11 protein-coding genes are annotated in these 19,673 nt (G+C 69.0%); 9 read left to right on the top strand and 2 right to left on the bottom strand.

Features of this window, described 5'->3' with window-relative positions:
- Together ABZX11_RS06920 and ABZX11_RS06915 are read left to right on the top strand one after the other, a co-directional pair.
- Positions 1–693 carry a thiamine pyrophosphate-dependent enzyme gene (locus ABZX11_RS06920; RefSeq protein ID WP_176173289.1) on the top strand — a complete coding sequence of 231 codons (693 nt, stop codon included), beginning with the start codon at positions 1–3 and terminating at the stop codon, positions 691–693.
- Positions 690–1,601 (top strand): transketolase, encoded by a 912-nt coding sequence (locus ABZX11_RS06915; protein ID WP_176173288.1) that lies wholly within the window; start codon positions 690–692, stop codon positions 1,599–1,601. Before ABZX11_RS06920 ends, ABZX11_RS06915 begins: the two co-directional genes overlap by 4 nt.
- A gap of 272 nt (positions 1,602–1,873) precedes the next feature.
- Here the strand turns inward: ABZX11_RS06915 and ABZX11_RS06910 are convergent, their stop codons facing one another.
- Positions 1,874–3,136: a cytochrome P450 gene (locus ABZX11_RS06910; RefSeq protein ID WP_354910575.1), complete on the bottom strand. Its 1,263-nt coding sequence runs from the start codon at positions 3,134–3,136 to the stop codon at positions 1,874–1,876.
- Positions 3,137–3,323: 187 nt separating this feature from the next.
- Here ABZX11_RS06910 and ABZX11_RS06905 point away from each other — a divergent pair, with 187 nt between their 5' ends.
- The 5 genes from ABZX11_RS06905 (at position 3,324) to ABZX11_RS06885 (ending at position 15,818) form a co-directional block, all read left to right on the top strand.
- Positions 3,324–3,779: a type II 3-dehydroquinate dehydratase gene (locus ABZX11_RS06905; protein WP_176173287.1), complete on the top strand. Its 456-nt coding sequence runs from the start codon at positions 3,324–3,326 to the stop codon at positions 3,777–3,779.
- Positions 3,780–4,414: 635 nt separating this feature from the next.
- Positions 4,415–5,629 carry a LuxR C-terminal-related transcriptional regulator gene (locus ABZX11_RS06900; RefSeq protein WP_217709635.1) on the top strand — a complete coding sequence of 405 codons (1,215 nt, stop codon included), beginning with the start codon at positions 4,415–4,417 and terminating at the stop codon, positions 5,627–5,629.
- A gap of 795 nt (positions 5,630–6,424) precedes the next feature.
- The gene (locus ABZX11_RS06895; protein WP_354910571.1) at positions 6,425–9,928 is read left to right on the top strand and encodes a DNA-directed RNA polymerase subunit beta; all 3,504 of its coding nucleotides are present in this window, start codon (positions 6,425–6,427) and stop codon (positions 9,926–9,928) included.
- Positions 9,929–10,021: 93 nt separating this feature from the next.
- Positions 10,022–13,933 carry a DNA-directed RNA polymerase subunit beta' gene (locus ABZX11_RS06890; protein ID WP_176173285.1) on the top strand — a complete coding sequence of 1,304 codons (3,912 nt, stop codon included), beginning with the start codon at positions 10,022–10,024 and terminating at the stop codon, positions 13,931–13,933.
- Between the two features lie 163 nt (positions 13,934–14,096).
- Entirely contained in the window at positions 14,097–15,818 is a 1,722-nt protein-coding gene (locus tag ABZX11_RS06885) for a hypothetical protein (protein ID WP_354910569.1), read from the top strand.
- Positions 15,819–15,873: 55 nt separating this feature from the next.
- On the opposite strand, the gene ABZX11_RS06880 is transcribed toward ABZX11_RS06885, so the two are convergent.
- Positions 15,874–16,656: a M15 family metallopeptidase gene (locus tag ABZX11_RS06880; RefSeq protein ID WP_176173284.1), complete on the bottom strand. Its 783-nt coding sequence runs from the start codon at positions 16,654–16,656 to the stop codon at positions 15,874–15,876.
- Positions 16,657–16,870: 214 nt separating this feature from the next.
- Here ABZX11_RS06880 and ABZX11_RS06875 point away from each other — a divergent pair, with 214 nt between their 5' ends.
- Both ABZX11_RS06875 and ABZX11_RS06870 read left to right on the top strand, forming a co-directional pair.
- Entirely contained in the window at positions 16,871–17,512 is a 642-nt protein-coding gene (locus ABZX11_RS06875) for a zinc ribbon domain-containing protein (RefSeq protein WP_354910567.1), read from the top strand.
- Positions 17,513–17,825: 313 nt separating this feature from the next.
- Positions 17,826–19,673 (top strand): hypothetical protein, encoded by a 1,848-nt coding sequence (locus tag ABZX11_RS06870; protein WP_354910565.1) that lies wholly within the window; start codon positions 17,826–17,828, stop codon positions 19,671–19,673.

Here is a 19,673-nt window from a genome sequence, read left to right as displayed (position 1 = left end):
ATGCAGATGACCGAAGAGAACCTCCGCGGCCTGTTCGGCCGGATGACGGGGGACGAGAAGCACGGCTGGGCCGCGGCGTCGACGCTGCACGCGATCTGGGTGCTCTACGAGCGCGTGCTGAACGTGTCGCCGTCGAACATCGACGACCCCGACCGCGACCGGTTCTACCTCTCCAAGGGCCACGGCCCGATGGCCTACTACGCGGTGCTCGCCGCGAAGGGCTTCATGGCGCCGGAGACGCTGGACACCTGGCGGCAGTGGGGCTCGCCGCTCGGCATGCACCCCGACCGCACCCTGGCGCCCGGCGTGGAGATCAGCGCCGGTTCGCTGGGCCACGGGCTGCCGCTCGGCGTCGGCACCGCGCTCGGGCTGCGGGCACAGGGCCGCGAGGCCCGCGTGTTCGTCCTGATGGGCGACGGCGAGTTCGACGAGGGCAGCAACCACGAGACGATGGCGATCGCCGGACGGCTCGGGCTGGACCGGCTCACCGCGATCGTCATCGACAACAAGACGGCCAGCCTCGGCTGGCCGGGCGGCATCGCCGGGCGCTTCGAGCAGGAGGGCTGGGCCGCGACCACGGTCGACGGCCGCGACCACGACGCGCTGGAGAAGGCGCTGACCGGGGAGACCGACGGGCGGCCGCGTGCCGTCGTCGCGGAGATCCTGCCGATCGAGGAAGGGGCCGCCGGATGACCACGCAGGTGACCAGGAAGCAGATGCGGACGGTCTTCGCCGAGACGGTGATCGAGTCGCTGGCCGCGGACCCGCGGGTGGTCATGCTGACCGCCGACATCTCGTCGTGGTTCTTCTGGGACCTGAAGAAGGACTTCCCGGACCGCGTCCACAACTTCGGCATCCGCGAGCAGGCGATGATCGACATCGCCGGCGGCTTCGCGCTGGCCGGTCAGCGGCCGGTGGTGCACACGTACGCGCCGTTCCTGGTCGAGCGGCCGTTCGAGCAGCTCAAGATCGGCCTCGGCCACCAGGACGTCGGCGCGGTGCTGGTCAGCGTCGGCGCGTCCTACGACGACCCGTCGTGGGGCCGCACCCACCAGGCACCGGGCGACGTGGCCCTGCTGGACACGCTGCCGGGCTGGACGGTGCACGTCCCGGGCCACGAGGACGAGGTCGCGCCCCTGCTGAGCCAGGCCATCGCGGGCGACAACCGGGTCTACGTCCGGCTGTCCGAACGCGCGAACAGCGAGCCGGTGCCGGTGTCGGACCGGTTCACCGTGCTGCGCCAGGGCCGCAAGGGCGTGGTGGTCGCGGTGGGCCCGGTGCTGGACCAGGTCCTGGCCGCGACGGCCACGGCGGACGTCACGGTGCTGTACGCGGCCACGATCCGCCCGTTCGACCACGCCGGCCTGCGCGCGGCGGTGAACGCTGCTGCGCCGAACGTGGTGCTGGTCGAGCCGTACCTGCGCGGGACGTCGGCGTTCGAGGTGACCGAGGCGCTGGCGGACGTCCCGCACCGCCTCCGCTCGTTCGGCACCTGGCGCGACCGCGAGGCCCGCGTCTACGGAACGGCCGAGGAGCACGACCGCCTGTTCGGCGTCGACGCCGAGTCACTCGCGGAATCGATCACCCGCTTCGTCGCCTGACGAGCGGAACCAGACACCGGCTCCCGCCGCACCGGCCCCCCAGACGGTGCGGCGGGAGCCGGTTTCGCCACGTCGCCCCTCCAATCACGAGTGATGCCCCTCCAATCACGCGAGATGCCTCTCCAATCACGCGAGATACGCGCCCCATCACGCGAGTCACGTCTCCAAGCACGCGAGATACGTCCCAGATCACGCCTGGTGCCCCCGCCGGCACCCCGGACATGCGAAGGCCCGGACCGCCATCATGCGGTCCGGGCCTTCGCACGTCCGTCCTAAGGGGCGTCCCACGCGACCGGGAGCGAGTGCACCCCGTACGTCAGCATGTCGTTGCGCAGCGGGACCTCCGCCGGCGGCACCGCCAGCCGCAGGTTCGGCAGCCGGCGCAGCAGTTCCGCGTAGCCCGCCTGCATCTCCATCCGGGCCAGCTGCTGGCCGAGGCACTGGTGGACGCCGTGGCCGAACGCCAGGTGCGGGCCGCGGGGGCGGGTCAGGTCCAGGTCCGGGTTCGGCCACTGGCGCTCGTCGCGGTTGGTGGCGACCACCGAGACCACGACCGTCGACCCGGCCGGGATGTGCTGGCCGGCGAACTCGAGGTCCTCCTTGGCGAACCGGAAGATCCCCGGGTTCACCACCGACAGGTACCGGAGCAGCTCTTCGACGGCGTCGGTGATGCGGTCCGGGTTGTCGCGCAGCGTGGCGAGCTGGTCCGGGCGCTGCAGCAGCACGAAGATGCCCAGCCCCAGCATGCTCGCCGTGGTGTCGTAGCCGGCGATGAGCAGCAGGTTGGCGATGTTGATCAGCTCGTCGTCGGTGAGCGCGGGGTCGGCGCCGGCGTGGTGGATCAGGCCGGAGAGCAGGTCGTCGGCGGGGTGCGCGCGCTTGTCCTCGACCAGCGCCTGCATGAACGCGCGCAGGGCGTCGGCGTTCTTCACCGCCTCCGCGACCGGCTGGTTCATCTGCAGCAGCGCCGACGCGCGCTCCTGGAACCCCGCCCGGTCCTCGTAGCGCACCCCGAGCAGCTCGCAGATCATCAGCGACGGCGCCGGGAAGGCGAACTCGGTCATCAGGTCGGCGGTCGTCCCGCCCGCCAGCATGGCGTCCACCCGGCCGGTGACGATCTCGTCGATCCGGGCGCCGAGCTCGCGGATCCGGCGGACGGTGAACTGCCCGGTGAGCAGCTTCCGGTACCGGGTGTGCTCCGGCGGGTCCATGTTGATGAACGAGCCGGCCCGCGCCTTGTCGTCGCGCAGCCGCTCGCGGAATTCGGCCGACAGTTCCTTGAACCGCGGGTGGTACTGGAACCGGTCGGAGGAAAAGCGCTGGTCCGAAAGCACCGCGCGCGCTTCCTCGTACCCGGAGACGAGCCAGAACGGATCGCCGGCGGCCAGCGTCGCCCGGGCGACGGGGCCCTGTTCGGCCACGGCCACCAATGCGGGTGGCACGTGGAACGGGTCTTCGCGGCGGACGAACTCCGGGGGGAGCGGTGAACGCAGCGATTCGGTTTTGGGCGCGTTGTCGGTCACATTGGTCGTCACTGCGGAGGAACTCCATTCCCGGATCGCCGGACAAGCCTCGGCGCGAGCCTAAGTTCCGCGCGGGCGGCCGGGCATCCCCCGACCTGATAGGTCACCGGGCGCAACTATCAACGTAGGGGTGGTGCCCCTCCGCAGCCGCCGACAGCATGGGGAAGTCCGTTTCCCCTGCTGAGCGAGGTGTTTCCCGGTGCCAGAAATCCTGCTGCTGAACGGTCCCAACCTGGGTGTGCTGGGCAGGCGCGAGCCGGAGATCTACGGCACCGACACGCTGGCCGACATCGAGAAGATGGTCGCCGAGGAGGTGCGCCCCCGCGGGTGGGACGTCGTGTCCGTGCAGCGTGACGGCGAAGGCGAGCTGGTCGGCGCGGTACACGAGCACCGCGACACGACGGTCGGCGCGATCGTCAACCCCGGTGCGCTGATGATCGCCGGCTGGAGCCTGCGCGACGCGCTGGCCAGCTACGAGCCGCCGTGGATCGAGGTCCACCTGAGCAACGTGTGGGCGCGCGAGCAGTTCCGGCACGAGTCGGTCATCGCACCGCTGGCGAGCGGGGTGGTGGTCGGCCTCGGCGCCTTCGGCTACCGGCTGGCCGCACGGGCCTTGCTGCACCTGTCCGCCGAATCGGCGAATGGATTGGGCTGAACGCCCGGATTCACGCGCCTCGCCCACCGCGGATCGGTTACCGCCTATTCCGCGGGGGTGCGGCGTGACCTGCTGATCTCCCATGGGTCTGGACCATAGTTACCGTGAACATGGTCCGACCGCATGGTTTGTTGACTACTAACCGTTTGTCCCGCTAGTCCATCGGGCTGACGCGAGCTGTGAACTCGAAGTTAATTCCGTTGCAGGGCAAGAAAATCGCCACAAACCAAGCCTTCTCGGGGATTGTGATCGGAGTCACACAGGAGATGACGACGGGTCCCGCCGAAGCTACTGTGGGCCGAGTAAGCCGTTAATTATTGACGTGTCAACCTGGGGAGGTTGTGGTGGCGCGCCCCCGGTGCGCCTTCTGGGGTACCGCCACGCTGTGACTGGTTTTCCGCTTTGCCGCGCTCCGCGCGAACACCACTTTGACGCGGTGCGCACTACGTTTGGGGGGAACGGCCCCTACGGGGCGTGCCGTTCATGCTCGGTGTCGGGAATGATTCCCCGGAAGCGCGCGGCGCGCCGCAATTCGATTCCGCTTCGTCTATTACCTGGGGGATAGCCGATCGATGTTGACCGTACCTGACTTGCAGATGCCGCCGAACCCGTTCACCGGATTCGGGGATGATTTGATGCAGCGGTCCTGTGACACCGCTGGTTTTCTCCGCCGCTCCGCCACTTCGTGGTTCAACGGGCGGCTCGACGCGGGGCTGCACTGCGCCAAGGCAGCGGCCTCGGGTGACCGCCGGGAATCCGGTGAGCTGGGCCAGCTGGCCCGGTTCTGGTACGTCGGGTTGCTGATCAAGGCCCGCGACCTCGACGCCGGCCGCCGCGTGCTCGAATCCGCCGGCGCCGTCCGGTGCGGGGCGGCCTCCGACCGGATGACCGCCGTCGAGCACAACGTCCGGGGCAGCCTGCTGTTCGCCACCGGCGAGGTCGACGACGCGATGGACGAGATCAGCACCGGCCTGGAGATCGCCGAGCGGTGCGGTGACCGGTCGCTGCGGCCGCCGAGCTACGTGGTGCTGGCGCTGGGTGCCCTCCGCCGCGCGGACATGCGGGCGTGCCGCCACTTCGTCGACAAGCTGTCGGACGAAGCGCTGCTCGGCTACTTCGGGCAGGCGCCGGGGGCATGGGTGGCCGCGCAGGCGGTGGAAGCCCGCAGCGGCGTGGCGAGCGCGGCGAGCCTCATCGCCGGGATCGTCACCAACCCGGTGGTGCTGAGGCAGCTGCTGGTCTCGGAACCGGCGGCGGCGTCCTGGCTGGTCCGCGCGTGCGTCAAGCTGGGCGCGCACGACCTGGCCCGTGCATCGGTGGCGGAGTCCGCCGCACTGGCCGCCGAGCAGTCCGGGTTCAGCGTGATCCGCGGCTCGGCCCTGCACGCGGCGGGCCTGTTGGAGAAGGACGCGGCCAAGCTCCACGAGGCCGCCGACATCCACCCCGACCGCTGGTGCGCGGCCTCGGCGCGCGAGGACCTGGCGAGCCTGCTGGCCGCCCGCTGCTCCGAGCGCGACCGGACGATCAGGATCCTCGAATCGGTGCTCGACACCTACGCGGCGGTGAGCGCCACCCGCGACTCCGCCCGGGTGGTGAACAAGCTCCGCGAGTACGGCGTCCGCCGCGGCACGACCCGGACTGTCGAGTGCGAGGGCGTCGTCCCGCACGGGCTGACCAACACGGAGTTCGCGGTGGCGGAGCTGGTCAGCCAGGGCCACACCAACAACGAGGTGGGCAGGCAGCTGTTCATCTCCCGGCACACGGTGGCGTTCCACCTCAAGAAGGTGTTCCAGAAGATGAACATCACGTCCCGGGTCGAGCTGGCGGCGGCGTGGAAGGTGTTCTCGTAGCGAGGTCGTCCCCCGGCGGTTGGGTGCCGTGACGGGATCGGCGACGGAGCGCGAGTCACTGGACGCGGAGGGTGGTCACGCCGCAGTGGAGGGCGGCGCGGGCCCCGGGTGTCCGGCAGTGCGGAGAAGAGGAAGAGAAGAGAGGTGGAGGTGAGCAGCGGGCCGGGCCGAGGGGGCCGGCCGGCGAGGGAGGTGCAGAGGTGTGAGTGGCCGGGTCCGTCAGGGCCGAGCACCGTCCGGGACCGCAGCCCCGGCGGTGGAGCCACGCCGCCGGGCAAGCGCTCTCCCACGTCACCGATCTTCGGGAACCGTCCCCGACACGCCCGGCCGCAGCCCGGCCGTGTCGCCTTCGCCATACCCCCGACGTCACCGGAAAACCGCAGGTAGAGCCGCCAAGGTGGCGTTACCGGCTGGTAGCTGGAATGATATTCGGCCGCTCACGCTCCGCTGAACCTCTTCCACGCTGCGCCAACCGGCGGGACCCCCGTGTGGCATCTTGACTCGAAGCGCCGGTGGGGTCACGCTTACTCCCGACGGCGAAACCGGGGCCCTTGCGGGAGGGACCACCGGCTCGCCCGGAGGCATACCTGAAGACGTTGCGAAGCAGGCTGGGCCCCATCTGGAGCGCCCCCTGGACAGGCCGCGACGTTCGGGCTAGACTGTCTTTTTGCGCTGCCCTCTTTCAGGCTGCCCGGAGCCGGTAGTTAGGATAGTGGGCACACGGCACCCTTGACAGTCGCTGATAGCTGTTGCTATGGCGGCCGTCACCGCTCATTGTCCCCGGAAGGACGCATCTTGGCAGTCTCTCCCGCGAACCAGGCCACTGCTGCGACCACCTCGGCTGAATCTCGCTCGGAGGCCACGGGTATCCCCGGCGCGCCCAAGCGGGTTTCCTTCGCAAAGATTCGCGAACCCCTGAACACCCCCAACCTGCTCGACGTCCAGATCCAGTCGTTCCAGTGGTTCACCGGGGACGAAGCGTGGTTCCAGCGCCGTGTCGAGGAGGGTGAGGAGAACCCGGTCGGCGGCCTCGAAGAGGTCCTCAACGAGATCTCGCCGATCGAAGACTTCTCCGGCTCGATGTCCCTGTCCTTCTCCGCCCCGCGCTTCGACGAGGTCAAGGCCTCGATCGAGGAGTGCAAGGACAAGGACATGACGTACGCGGCCCCGCTGTTCGTCACGGCGGAGTTCGTCAACAACAACACGGGCGAGATCAAGAGCCAGACGGTCTTCCTGGGCGACTTCCCGGTGATGACCGACAAGGGCACCTTCGTCATCAACGGCACCGAGCGTGTCGTGGTGTCCCAGCTGGTCCGCTCGCCCGGTGTCTACTACTCGAAGGACATCGACAAGACCTCCGACAAGGACGTCTTCAGCGTCCGGGTCATCCCGAGCCGGGGTGCCTGGCTGGAGTTCGACGTCGACAAGCGCGACACCGTCGGCGTCCGCATCGACCGCAAGCGCCGCCAGCCGGTCACCGTGCTGCTGAAGGCGCTCGGCTGGACCACCGAGGCGATCCGCGAGCGCTTCTCCTTCTCGGAGACGCTGCTGGCCACCCTCGAGAAGGACCACACCGCGGGCACCGACGAGGCCCTGCTCGACATCTACCGCAAGCTCCGCCCGGGCGAGCCGCCCACGAAGGAGAGCGCGCAGACCCTGCTGGAGAACCTGTTCTTCAAGGCGAAGCGCTACGACCTGGCCAAGGTCGGCCGGTACAAGGTCAACAAGAAGCTGGGCCTGTCGACCCCGATCGACAACGGCACGCTGACCGAAGAAGACATCGTCACGATCATCGAGTACCTGGTCCGGCTGCACGCCGGCGAGGACAAGATGACCGCCGCGAACGGGACCGAGATCCCGGTCGAGACCGACGACATCGACCACTTCGGCAACCGCCGCATCCGCACCGTCGGCGAGCTGATCCAGAACCAGATCCGGGTCGGCCTGTCGCGCACCGAGCGCGTCGTCCGCGAGCGCATGACCACGCAGGACGTCGAGGCGATCACCCCGCAGACCCTGATCAACATCCGCCCGATCGGCGCGGCGATCAAGGAGTTCTTCGGCACCTCGCAGCTGTCGCAGTTCATGCAGCAGACGAACCCGATCGACGGCCTGACCCACAAGCGCCGCCTCAACGCGCTGGGCCCGGGTGGTCTGTCGCGTGAGCGCGCCGGCATGGAGGTCCGCGACGTCCACCCGTCGCACTACGGCCGGATGTGCCCGATCGAGACGCCGGAAGGCCCGAACATCGGCCTGATCGGCTCGCTCTGCTCCTACGCGCGGGTCAACCCGTTCGGCTTCATCGAGACGCCGTACCGCAAGGTCGTCGAGGGCCGGGTCACCGACCAGATCGACTACCTGACGGCGGACGAGGAAGACCGCTACGTCAAGGCCCAGGCCAACGCGCCGATCGACGACGACGGCAACTTCGTCGAAGACCGGGTCATGGCCCGCCGCAAGGGCGGCGAGGTCGAGCTGATCGACCCGCTCGACATCGACTACATGGACGTGTCGCCGCGGCAGATGGTCTCGATCGCGACGGCGATGATCCCGTTCCTCGAGCACGACGACGCGAACCGCGCGCTGATGGGCGCGAACATGCAGCGTCAGGCCGTGCCGCTGCTCCGCAGCCAGGCGCCGTACGTCGGCACCGGCGTGGAGCTGCGCGCCGCGATCGACTCGGGCGACATGCTGGTCGCCGAGCAGTCGGGCGTGGTCGAGGAGCTGTCGGCCGACCTGATCACGGTCATGCACGACGACGGCACGCGGAAGAGCTACAGCCTCTACAAGTTCCGCCGCTCGAACCACGGCACCTGCTTCAACCACCGCCCGATCGTCAACGAGGGCGACCGGGTGGAAGCCGGCCAGGTCATCGCCGACGGCCCGTCCACCGAAAACGGTGAGGTCGCCCTCGGCAAGAACCTGCTGGTCGCGGTCATGCCGTGGGAGGGCCACAACTACGAGGACGCGATCATCCTCTCCGAGCGCCTGGTGCAGGACGACGTGCTCACGTCGATCCACATCGAGGAGCACGAGATCGACGCCCGCGACACGAAGCTGGGCGCCGAGGAGATCACCCGGGACATCCCGAACGTCTCCGAGGAGGTCCTGGCCGACCTCGACGAGCGCGGCATCATCCGCATCGGTGCCGAGGTCCGCGACGGCGACATCCTGGTCGGCAAGGTCACGCCGAAGGGCGAGACCGAGCTGACCCCGGAGGAGCGCCTGCTCCGCGCGATCTTCGGCGAGAAGGCCCGCGAAGTCCGCGACACCTCGCTGAAGGTGCCGCACGGCGAGACCGGCAAGGTCATCGGCATCCGGGTGTTCTCCCGCGAGGACGACGACGAGCTGCCCCCGGGCGTCAACGAGCTGGTTCGCGTCTACGTGGCCCAGAAGCGCAAGATCCAGCCGGGCGACAAGCTCGCCGGCCGGCACGGCAACAAGGGTGTCATCGGCAAGATCCTGCCGGTCGAGGACATGCCGTTCATGGAGGACGGCACCCCGGTCGACATCATCCTGAACACGCACGGTGTGCCGCGACGGATGAACATCGGCCAGATCCTCGAGCTGCACCTCGGCTGGCTGGCCTCGCAGGGCTGGACGATCGAGGGCGACCCGGACTGGGCGAAGAACCTTTCGCCCGAGCTCCGCGACGTCGCGCCCGGCACGAACACCGCCACCCCGGTGTTCGACGGCGCGAAGGAGGAGGAGCTCACCGGCCTGCTCAGCAGCACGAAGCCGAACCGCGACGGCGAGCGGATGGTCAAGGAGAACGGGAAGGCCAACCTGTTCGACGGCCGCTCCGGCGAGCCGTACCCGTACCCGGTTTCGGTCGGCTACATGTACATCCTGAAGCTGCACCACCTGGTCGACGACAAGATCCACGCCCGCTCCACCGGTCCGTACTCGATGATCACGCAGCAGCCGCTGGGTGGTAAGGCGCAGTTCGGTGGCCAGCGCTTCGGTGAGATGGAGTGCTGGGCGATGCAGGCGTACGGCGCCGCCTACACGCTGCAGGAGCTGCTGACGATCAAGTCGGACGACGTGGTCGGCCGCGTCAAGGTGTACGAGGCCATCGTCAAGGGCGAGAACATCCCCGAGCCGGGCATCCCGGAGTCGTTCAAGGTGCTCCTCAAGGAGCTCCAGTCGCTGTGCCTCAACGTCGAGGTGCTCTCCAGCGACGGTGCGGCGATCGAGATGCGCGACTCCGACGACGAGGACCTCGAGCGCGCCGCGGCGAACCTCGGCATCAACCTGTCCCGCAACGAGTCGCCCTCGGTGGACGACGTCGTGCACTGATCGCGAGCTGAGCTCCGGGGCCGGCCTCCCGCAGGCCCCGGAGCTCGCCCGCCGACCCCTCTCTAGCCGATACAACCCCAAGGGGACTTAGACGTGCTGGACGTCAACTTCTTCGATGAGCTCCGCATTGGTCTCGCCACGGCCGACGACATCCGTCAGTGGTCGTACGGCGAGGTCAAGAAGCCGGAGACCATCAACTACCGGACGCTCAAGCCCGAGAAGGACGGCCTCTTCTGCGAGAAGATCTTCGGCCCGACCCGGGACTGGGAGTGCTACTGCGGCAAGTACAAGCGCGTCCGCTTCAAGGGCATCATCTGTGAGCGCTGCGGCGTCGAGGTGACCCGCGCCAAGGTGCGCCGCGAGCGGATGGGCCACATCGAGCTGGCCGCCCCGGTCACCCACATCTGGTACTTCAAGGGTGTCCCTTCCCGCCTCGGCTACCTGCTGGACCTGGCGCCGAAGGACCTCGAGAAGATCATCTACTTCGCTGCTTACGTCATCACGGGCGTGAACACGGAGCTGCGCCACAACGACCTGCCGACCCTCGAGAACGAGATCGGCGTCGAGCGCAAGAACCTCGAGACCAAGCGTGACGCGGACATCGAAGCCCGCGCGCAGAAGCTCGAAGCCGACCTGGCCGCGCTGGAGGCGGAGGGCGCCAAGTCCGACGTCCGCCGCAAGGTCAAGGAGGGCGGCGAGCGGGAGATGCGCCAGATCCGCGACCGCGCCGGCCGCGAGCTGGACCGCCTCGAGGAGGTCTGGACGACCTTCACGAAGCTCGACACCCGCCAGCTGATCGCCGACGAGCTGCTCTACCGCGAGCTCGTCGACCGCTACGGCGAGTACTTCACCGGCGGCATGGGCGCGGAGGCCATCCAGAAGCTGGCCACCGAGTTCGACGTCAACGCCGAGGCCGAGAGCCTGCGCGACACCATCCGCAACGGCAAGGGGCAGAAGAAGCTCCGCGCGCTGAAGCGGCTCAAGGTCGTCGCGGCCTTCCAGGCCACCGGCAACGACCCGCGCGGCATGGTGCTCGACGCCGTCCCGGTGATCCCGCCGGACCTGCGCCCGATGGTGCAGCTGGACGGTGGCCGCTTCGCGACCTCCGACCTGAACGACCTGTACCGCCGGGTGATCAACCGGAACAACCGCCTCAAGCGGCTGATCGACCTCGGCGCGCCCGAGATCATCGTCAACAACGAGAAGCGGATGCTGCAGGAGGCCGTCGACGCGCTGTTCGACAACGGCCGCCGCGGCCGTCCGGTCACCGGCCCGGGCAACCGGCCGCTGAAGTCGCTGTCCGACCTGCTCAAGGGCAAGCAGGGCCGGTTCCGCCAGAACCTGCTCGGCAAGCGCGTCGACTACTCGGGCCGTTCGGTCATCATCGTCGGCCCGCAGCTGAAGCTGCACCAGTGCGGTCTGCCGAAGGACATGGCGCTCGAGCTGTTCAAGCCGTTCGTCATGAAGCGGCTGGTCGACCTGAACCACGCGCAGAACATCAAGTCCGCCAAGCGGATGGTGGAGCGCTCGCGGCCGCAGGTGTGGGACGTGCTGGAAGAGGTCATCACCGGCCACCCGGTGATGCTGAACCGCGCGCCGACCCTGCACCGCCTCGGCATCCAGGCCTTCGAGCCGCAGCTGGTCGAAGGCAAGGCCATCCAGCTGCACCCGCTGGTCTGCGAGGCGTTCAACGCGGACTTCGACGGTGACCAGATGGCGGTGCACCTGCCGCTGTCGGCCGAGGCGCAGGCCGAGGCCCGGATCCTGATGCTGTCGGCGAACAACATCCTGTCGCCGGCGTCGGGCCGTCCGCTCGCCATGCCGCGGCTGGACATGGTCACGGGTCTGTTCCACCTGACCCGGCTCAACGAGAACGCCGAGGGCGCGGGCAACGCGTACTCGTCGCCGGCCGAGGCCATCATGGCCTTCGACCGCAAGGCGCTGAGCCTGCACGCCCCGGTCAAGATCCGCATCACCGACCGGCAGCCGGCCAAGGCCGACGAGCCGCGGCTCGCGGAGAAGGGCTGGGAGCCGGGCAAGGCGTGGCTGGCCGAGACGACCCTGGGCCGCGTGCTGTTCAACGAGCTGCTGCCGGCGGACTACCCGTTCATCAACGAGCCGATGCCGAAGAAGCGTCAGGCCGCGATCGTGAACGACCTCGCCGAGCGGTACTCGATGACCCAGGTCGCGCAGACCCTGGACCGGCTGAAGGACGCCGGCTTCTACTGGGCGACCCGGTCGGGTGTCACCGTCGCCATCTCGGACGTGCTCACCCCGGTGGGCAAGAAGGCCATCCTCGACGAGTACGAGGGCAAGGCCTCCCAGGTGGAGAAGCGCTACCAGCGCGGTCAGCTGTCGCACGCCGAGCGCAACAACGAGCTCGTCAAGGTGTGGACGCAGGCCACCGAAGAGGTCCACAAGATCATGGAGACGGCGCTGCCGGACGACAACCCGATCGCCATGATCGTGAAGTCGGGCGCCGCCGGTAACATGACGCAGGTCCGGTCCCTGGCCGGGATGCGTGGCCTGGTGTCGAACCCGAAGGGTGAGTACATCCCGCGTCCGATCAAGGCCAACTTCCGTGAGGGCCTGTCGGTGGCGGAGTACTTCATCGCTACGCACGGTGCCCGGAAGGGCCTGGCGGACACGGCGCTCCGCACCGCCGACTCGGGTTACCTGACCCGGCGTCTGGTGGACGTCTCGCAGGACGTCATCGTCCGCGAGGTCGACTGCGGCACCACCCGCGGCATCATGATGCCGATCGGTGAGGACATCGGCGACGGCAAGGTCCTGCGCGACCAGCACGTCGAGACCTCCGTGTACGCGCGGAACCTCGCGACGGACGCGGTGGACGCCAAGGGCAACGTCGTGCTGAACGCCGGCGACGACCTGGGCGACCCGGCCATCGAGAAGCTGCTCGGCAGCGGGATCTCGAAGGTCAAGGTCCGCTCGGTGCTGACGTGTGAGTCGGCCGTCGGTATCTGCGCGACCTGCTACGGCCGCTCGATGGCGACCGGTCAGCTCGTCGACGTCGGCGAGGCGGTGGGTATCGTCGCCGCCCAGTCGATCGGTGAGCCGGGTACGCAGCTGACGATGCGTACGTTCCACCAGGGTGGTGTGGCCGGTGACGACATCACGACCGGTCTGCCGCGTGTCCAGGAGCTGTTCGAGGCCCGCGTCCCGAAGGGCAAGGCGCCCATCGCCGACGTCGACGGCCGCGTGCGGATCGAGGAGAGCGAGCGGTTCTGGAAGATCACCCTCATCCCGGACGACGGGGGCGAGGAGATCGTCTTCGACAAGCTGTCCAAGCGGCAGCGGCTCGCGAACACCCCGAACGGCCCGCTGGGCGACGGTGACCACGTGCACGTCGGCCAGCAGCTGCTCGAGGGCACGCCGGACCCGCACGAGGTCCTGCGGGTCATGGGGCCGCGCGAGGCGCAGATCCACCTGGTGGACGAGGTCCAGAAGGTGTACCGCGCCCAGGGTGTGTCGATCCACGACAAGCACATCGAGGTCATCGTCCGGCAGATGCTGCGCCGGGTGACGATCATCGACTCCGGTGCCACGGACTTCCTGCCGGGCGAGCTGCCCGAGCGGACCAAGTTCGAGGCGACGAACCGGGCCGCGGTCGCCGAGGGCGGCGAGCCGGCTTCGGGTCGTCCGGTGCTGATGGGTATCACGAAGGCGTCGCTGACCACGGACTCGTGGCTGTCGGCGGCGTCGTTCCAGGAGACCACGCGAGTCCTGACCGACGCGGCGATCAACGGCCGCTCGGACAAGCTCGTCGGCCTCAAGGAGAACGTGATCATCGGTAAGCTGATCCCGGCCGGTACGGGCATCAACCGCTACCGCAACATCCAGGTGCAGCCGACCGAAGAGGCCCGGGTCGCGGCGTACGCGATCCCGTCCTACGACGACGGCTACTACACCCCGGACGTGTTCGGTACGGGTACCGGTGCCGCGGTGCCGCTGGACGACTACGACTTCGGCCGCGACTTCCGCTGAAGCTGATTCGAAGGGAAAGGCCCTCGCCGGGTTTCCGGCGGGGGCCTTTCCCCTTTTGTCACCCTGATCAGGTATTCACCCGCCCCGAATACCGCTAGAGTGAGCCGGTTCACGCGGTTCGGGGGCTTTGCGCGTTTCATCGGGTAATCAGGGGTGACTGTTCGTGAACACATCCAGAAGCGCGAGATCTCTCGCGCGCGGTTTCGCCGCGTTGACGGCCGCCGCGGTGCTGACCAGCGTCTTCGCCGGCCCGGCGGCCGCGGACCCGGCACCGGAGGCCACCGCGACGCCGACTTCGGCCGCGCCGTCCACATCGGAGGCGCCGACCGCTCCGGAGGCGCCGGCGCCGAGTTCCACCCAGCCGGAGAGCAAGCCCGCGGCGGCCCAGCCGCAGGACGATCCCGTTCTGCAGCCGGATCTCGACGTGTCGTTCGACCTCGCGGAGTCCTACCCGACCAACGAGGACGTCCACTTCGGCATCAAGATCCACAACCCGCGCAGCGTGCCGGTCGAAGGGCTGCAGATCGTCCAGTTCTTCGACAAGCCGGACGACCTCGTGGTCCCGTTCATCGACGGCTGGGGCCCGCTCAGCGGGAAGCCGGGGGTGACGCTGCAGCCGGGAGAGACCTTCACCCAGGCGGTCGTCGGCCAGCTGCAGGACATCAGCCAGGACCACGCGATCCTGCGCGGCTTCGTGTACGACAAGGACGGTCACGGCGTCGCCCCGAGTTTCAGCCTCTCGATCAAGCTCCGGAAGACACCTGGGCACCCGGCCGGCGTCGTGTACGGCGATGCGAACGGCAACGGGAAGCTCGACGCGGGCGAGGAGCTGACCGGCATCACGCTTACCCTGCGGTACAGCAGACTCACCTTCAAGGCCACGAGCGGCAAGGACGGCCGCTTCGACTTCGGTGAGATCCCGGCGGCCAAGTACTACTTCGGCGGCGACGTCGTCGACGGCTGGCTGTTCCCGTTCCGGAACGTCCAGGTCGGACCGGACACGAACCTGGTCGTCCGCGGAACTCCGCCGCTGAACGGCGCGCTGAAGGCTTCGATGGCCTTCACCCAGGACAGCTACCAGGTCGGCGACCTCGCGCACGTGACCGTGACGCTCTCCAACTCCGGACCGATCCCGCTCACCGGCATCGTCGCCGCGTGCAACCGCGTCGGCAACGGCTACATCCTGAACGGCCGCGGCCCGGGGTGGGGCGAGCTCGCCGCGGACGGCGTGACGATCGCGCCGGGGCAGACGCGGACGTTCGACGTGTCCGAAACGGTGCCGAAGGCCGCCTTCGACCGTGGTTACGTGGCCGCCGCCTGTGATTTCGGCTATGCCGAAGTCGACACCGAGAACCACGCGCAGGCCGCGGCCCGGGCTGCGGTGCCGGGGGCCAAGGGGTCCGTCGTGGGCGACGTGAAGCAGGGGGACCAGGGCGTCCCCGGGGTCAAGGTCGTCCTGGTGTCCGACCAGCACTGCCCGGTCACCGGTGAGCAGACGACCGACGCGAAGGGGCACTTCGAGTTCCACGACCTGGTGGCCGGGCCCGAGTACCGGCTGTACCTGCTGCCGCCGAAGGGCTTGAAGGTCAAGTACGAGAACCCGACCAACCTCGACGTGCGGGGTTCGTCGGAGTCCCGGGTCGGGATCGACCTGGAGGAAGGGGACGCGCCGCTCCCGGTCGTGCCGGTCAGCCCGGCCGACTGCACCGCCGGTGCCCCGACCTCGACCACCGGCGCGCCCGGCGGCACCGGCGGCGGCCAGGGCAGCGGCTCCGGCCTCGCCAGCACCGGTGTCGACGCGCTCGGCCTCGGCGCGCTGGCGCTGTTGGCCCTCGCCCTCGGTGGCGGCCTGGTGTTCGGCGCCCGCCGCCGTCGCTCGGCCTGACACGACCCAACGGCGCCCCGCGGTCCACAGTGGACCGCGGGGCGCCGCTTTCGGTTCAGTGCAGGCTGCCCCGGGACACCGGGAAGTCGAAGTAGGTGTCCGGGAACGGTTCGCCGTTCAGCGTGAAGTGCCACCACTCCTCGGGCAGGTTCCGGAACCCGGCCGCGGCCATCGTCGAGCGCAGCAGGTCCCGGTGCTGCCGGGCGACGCCGGTGATCGCCGGGTTGTCGGTGTGGGCGAGCGGGTCGAAGCAGTCGTAGCCGGTGCCCATATCGACGGTGTTGTCCGGGAAGCGCTGCTCCCGCGGCGCGAAGCACGGCACGAGCGGCTCGCCCGGGACGTAGGGGCGCTGGAACCGCGGCGGGAGGCGGACGAGCGTGAGGTCCATCGTGCTGCCGCGGCTGTGCCCGGACTTCTCGGCGATGTACCCGTCGGCGAAGAGCCGGTCCTTGGCGACGTTCGGGTAGAACTCCGCCTTCATCTTTTCGTCCGCGAGGTCCTTGGCCCACCGCACGAAGTGGTCGACGGCCCGCTGCGGCCGGTAGCAGTCGTACACCTTGAGCGTGTAGCCCTGCCGGACCAGCTGCGCCTGCGCCTTCCGCAGCCCTTCGGCGGCCTGCCGGGTGAGGATGCACAGCGGCTGGCGGTACCCGTCGATGCGGCGGCCGACGAAGTTGTGCCGCGTGTCGTAGCGGATGTCCTGCAGAATCGTCGGCGCGACATCGGAGAGCGCGACGAAAGCCCGCGGCGTGGCCGAGGCGGTGGCGGGGACGACGAGGGTGGCCGAGGCGGCGAGGGTGACGGCGAGCGCACGCATCCGGCGAGTCAAGATCGGCATCCCTCTCGTCTACCAGCTCGGCCCCGGGCGAGCAGCCGCCTTCCGGGCAGCCCTTCGGTCAGGACCAGCCTTCGGAGGTGGTCACGTGCAGGAAGCCGTCGGACGGCCGGCCCTGCTGCCGCCGGCGTTCGCGCCGCCCGTGACGGCCGGTAGCCGGGCCGTTGTCGGCAAAACTCTCCTCACCTCGGCCGCGGCGGCCCGGCGAGAATGGGCCGTGGCTGACTCTGTGCCCTTCACGGACAACTTCTCGGACCTCTCGAACCTGCAGGGGTACCAGTTCGAGTTCCGCTGTGAACGCTGCGGCAACGGTTTCCGCTCGGCCTTCCGGCGCGACAACGTCGAGACGGGCCGCAGCGTGCTCCGCGCGGTGGGCTCCTTCTTCGGCGGGACCCTGCGCGACCTGAGCAATTCGGCCGACCAGTGGCGTTACGACCGCGCGACGAACTCCCCGGCCAAGGACCGCGCCCTCGCGGCGGCGGTCGAGGAGATCACCCCGAGCTTCCGGCAGTGCCGCGGCTGCGGCGACTGGATGTGCCACGACCAGTGCTGGAACGAGGAGATCGGCCAGTGCCTGCGCTGCTCGCCGAGCGTCGCCGAAGAAATCTCGCGCGCCCAGGCCTCGGCCCAGCGCGACCAGATCTGGGAGCAGGCCCGCGAGAGGAACTGGACGGCGGACCTGGACATCGACACCCGCGCCAAGGTGACGTGCCCGGGCTGCGGCCTGAAGGCCGACGGCGGCAAGTTCTGCGCGTCCTGCGGGACGTCGCTCGCGCTGAAGGTCGCCTGCGGCGGGTGCGGGAACGAGGGCAACAAGCCCGGCGCGATGTTCTGCTCGGACTGCGGAGCCAAACTCTGACCCGAAGTTCCCGGCACTTGATAACGAATCCATAACTCCCAGCCCCGGCGTTCAGGCGCCGGGGCTGCGCCATTGTGACCAACCGTGACACCGCCGGTTGGTCTAGTCGTCGTGCCCACCCGTTCGGCGTAGCGAAGCGTGTCAACTCGGCCCACTTCGTGGGAGATTAACCCTTTCGGGTCGTTTCTCATTCTTTGATCACGACTGGACCCCGGTGCCCGGTTGGGGCGAATATCCCGTCCAGGTTTGCTGACGTCAGCTTTCCGTTGTGCCCCAACGGTTTCCGTCTGTGTGAAAAGAACTGGGAGAACCCATGCGAGCAACTCTGTTGCGCCCGGGCCGGTGGCGAAAGGTGGTGACCGGCGCCGCCGCTCTCGCCCTCGCGGCCGGCGCTGTCACCTACACCGGTTCGGCCACCGGCGCCTACGCCGACGTCCAGACCGTCACCGACGCGAAGACCGCGTCCGACGGCAAGCAGTACTGGGTGCAGAACCACCTGGTGACCAAGGATCTCGCCCGCGCGGAGGGCGGCACGCCGAAGAAGTGGCTGCTCGTCTGGGCCGGTGACGAGAACATCGCCGACACGCTGGTCAAGGACGTCAAGAACCTGCCGGGCACGCTCGGCGGTGGCCTCAACAAGATCAAGAACGCCCTGCCCGGCCCGGACTTCCTCGCCGTCATCGACGCCACGCAGGGCTCGCCGACCTACGGCAAGGTGGTCAACACCGCCACCGTCGGCCCGCTCGTCGAAAACGAGCCGCACCACATGCAGTACGTGTGGCACAAGGGCGACACCATCTACGCCGGCGCGCTGTTCGCCGCGGCGACCTACGCCTTCGACGTCAGCGCGCTGCCGCAGCTGAAGCTCAAGGGCGTCAGCCTGCCGACGAACACCCTCGGCGGCAGCGTCCCGGACGCCTACTGGGTGCTCAAGGACGGCACCGCGTACGGCACGTACATGGGCGGCCCGGTCGTCCCCGGCCCGCACGCCTACGCCGACGGCTCCACGCAGATCGGCAACGGCTTCGCGGGCAGCCCCGGCGAAGTCGTCCACTTCGGACAGAACGCGCAGGTGCTTTCCGAGTCCCCGGCGGCAACCCCGCAGGGCGACAACCAGAAGCTCTGCGACAACCTGCCGCAGCTGGGCAAGCCGACCTGCGCCAACCCGCACGGCATCCAGGCCCGCGAGGACCTGAACACGCTGGTCACCAGCGACTACGCCGAGCCACGCAACATCATCCTCGACCCGGTGAAGCAGCCGTCGCCGTACCTGCGCCGGCCGACCGTGCGGACCTGGGACATCTCCGACCGCAACCACCCGAAGCTGAAGTCGGTGTCCTACCTGCAGGACGGCCCGCGCGCCGACCCGGCCGACCCGCTGCACGCCGAGAGCCGCGCGGTCATGGAGACCACCGTGACCAACCTGCCCGGGCACAAGGGCGCCTTCGCCCAGACCATGCAGGGCGGCGCGGTGTTCTACACGCCGGACATCACCGCGGCCGAGCCGCACTGGATCGAGGTGTTCGACGACGGCGCCGCCAACAAGGCGATCTACGCGAACAACGACTCGAACGGCGGCAGCTCCAACGGCGGCTGGATCCAGACCAGCCCGGACGACAAGTACCTCTACCGCGCGATCGTCGGGCGGCAGAAGGGCACCCTCTCGGCCGACGACCCCGGCACCACCGGCGGCGTCTACGTGCTCGACATCCAGAAGCTGGTCAACGCCGGCGACCGGATCGAGGACATCGAGGGCCGGATCGACACCAAGGCGAAGGCGCAGCAGGGCGGGGGCGGCGACCTGCCGACCGTCGTCGGCGCGGCCCCGATCAACCCGGGCACGCCGGGTGCGGGCCCGCACTGGGGCGCCTACGACAACTTCGTGCTCGGCAGCGACGGCTTCTACCACGAAACCGACACCCCGCAGCACCTCGCCGTGTCGAACTACTTCGTCGCCCGGTCCGGTTTGGACGGTGACCACAAGGTCAACCTGCTGAACCTCGGCCCGGACGGGAAGGTGTCGGTCGACTCGAACTTCCGGGACGAGTTCACCGGCCAGGTCGGCATCAACTTCAACCGCAAGTCCTGGCCGCACGGAGCCTTCGGCAACGCCAAGCCGCACTCCGAGCTGTTCGTGGTCGCGGACGCGGACGTGAGGTAA

It is taken from the genome of Amycolatopsis sp. NPDC004169, assembly GCF_040610315.1.
Taxonomy (GTDB): Bacteria; Actinomycetota; Actinomycetes; order Mycobacteriales; family Pseudonocardiaceae; genus Amycolatopsis.
Note: the sequence above shows the minus strand (reverse complement) of the source record. Positions and strands in the feature narration are given on the sequence as shown.

Bases quoted from the DNA above. Each gene is read 5' to 3' on its own strand.
- ABZX11_RS06920 (WP_176173289.1), top strand. From the start codon at position 1: ATGCAGATGACCGAAGAGAACCTCCGCGGCCTGTTCGGCCGGATGACG.
- ABZX11_RS06915 (WP_176173288.1), top strand. From the start codon at position 690: ATGACCACGCAGGTGACCAGGAAGCAGATGCGGACGGTCTTCGCCGAG.
- ABZX11_RS06900 (WP_217709635.1), top strand. From the start codon at position 4,415: ATGCAGCGGTCCTGTGACACCGCTGGTTTTCTCCGCCGCTCCGCCACT.
- ABZX11_RS06880 (WP_176173284.1), bottom strand. From the start codon at position 16,656: ATGCCGATCTTGACTCGCCGGATGCGTGCGCTCGCCGTCACCCTCGCC.
- ABZX11_RS06870 (WP_354910565.1), top strand. From the start codon at position 17,826: ATGCGAGCAACTCTGTTGCGCCCGGGCCGGTGGCGAAAGGTGGTGACC.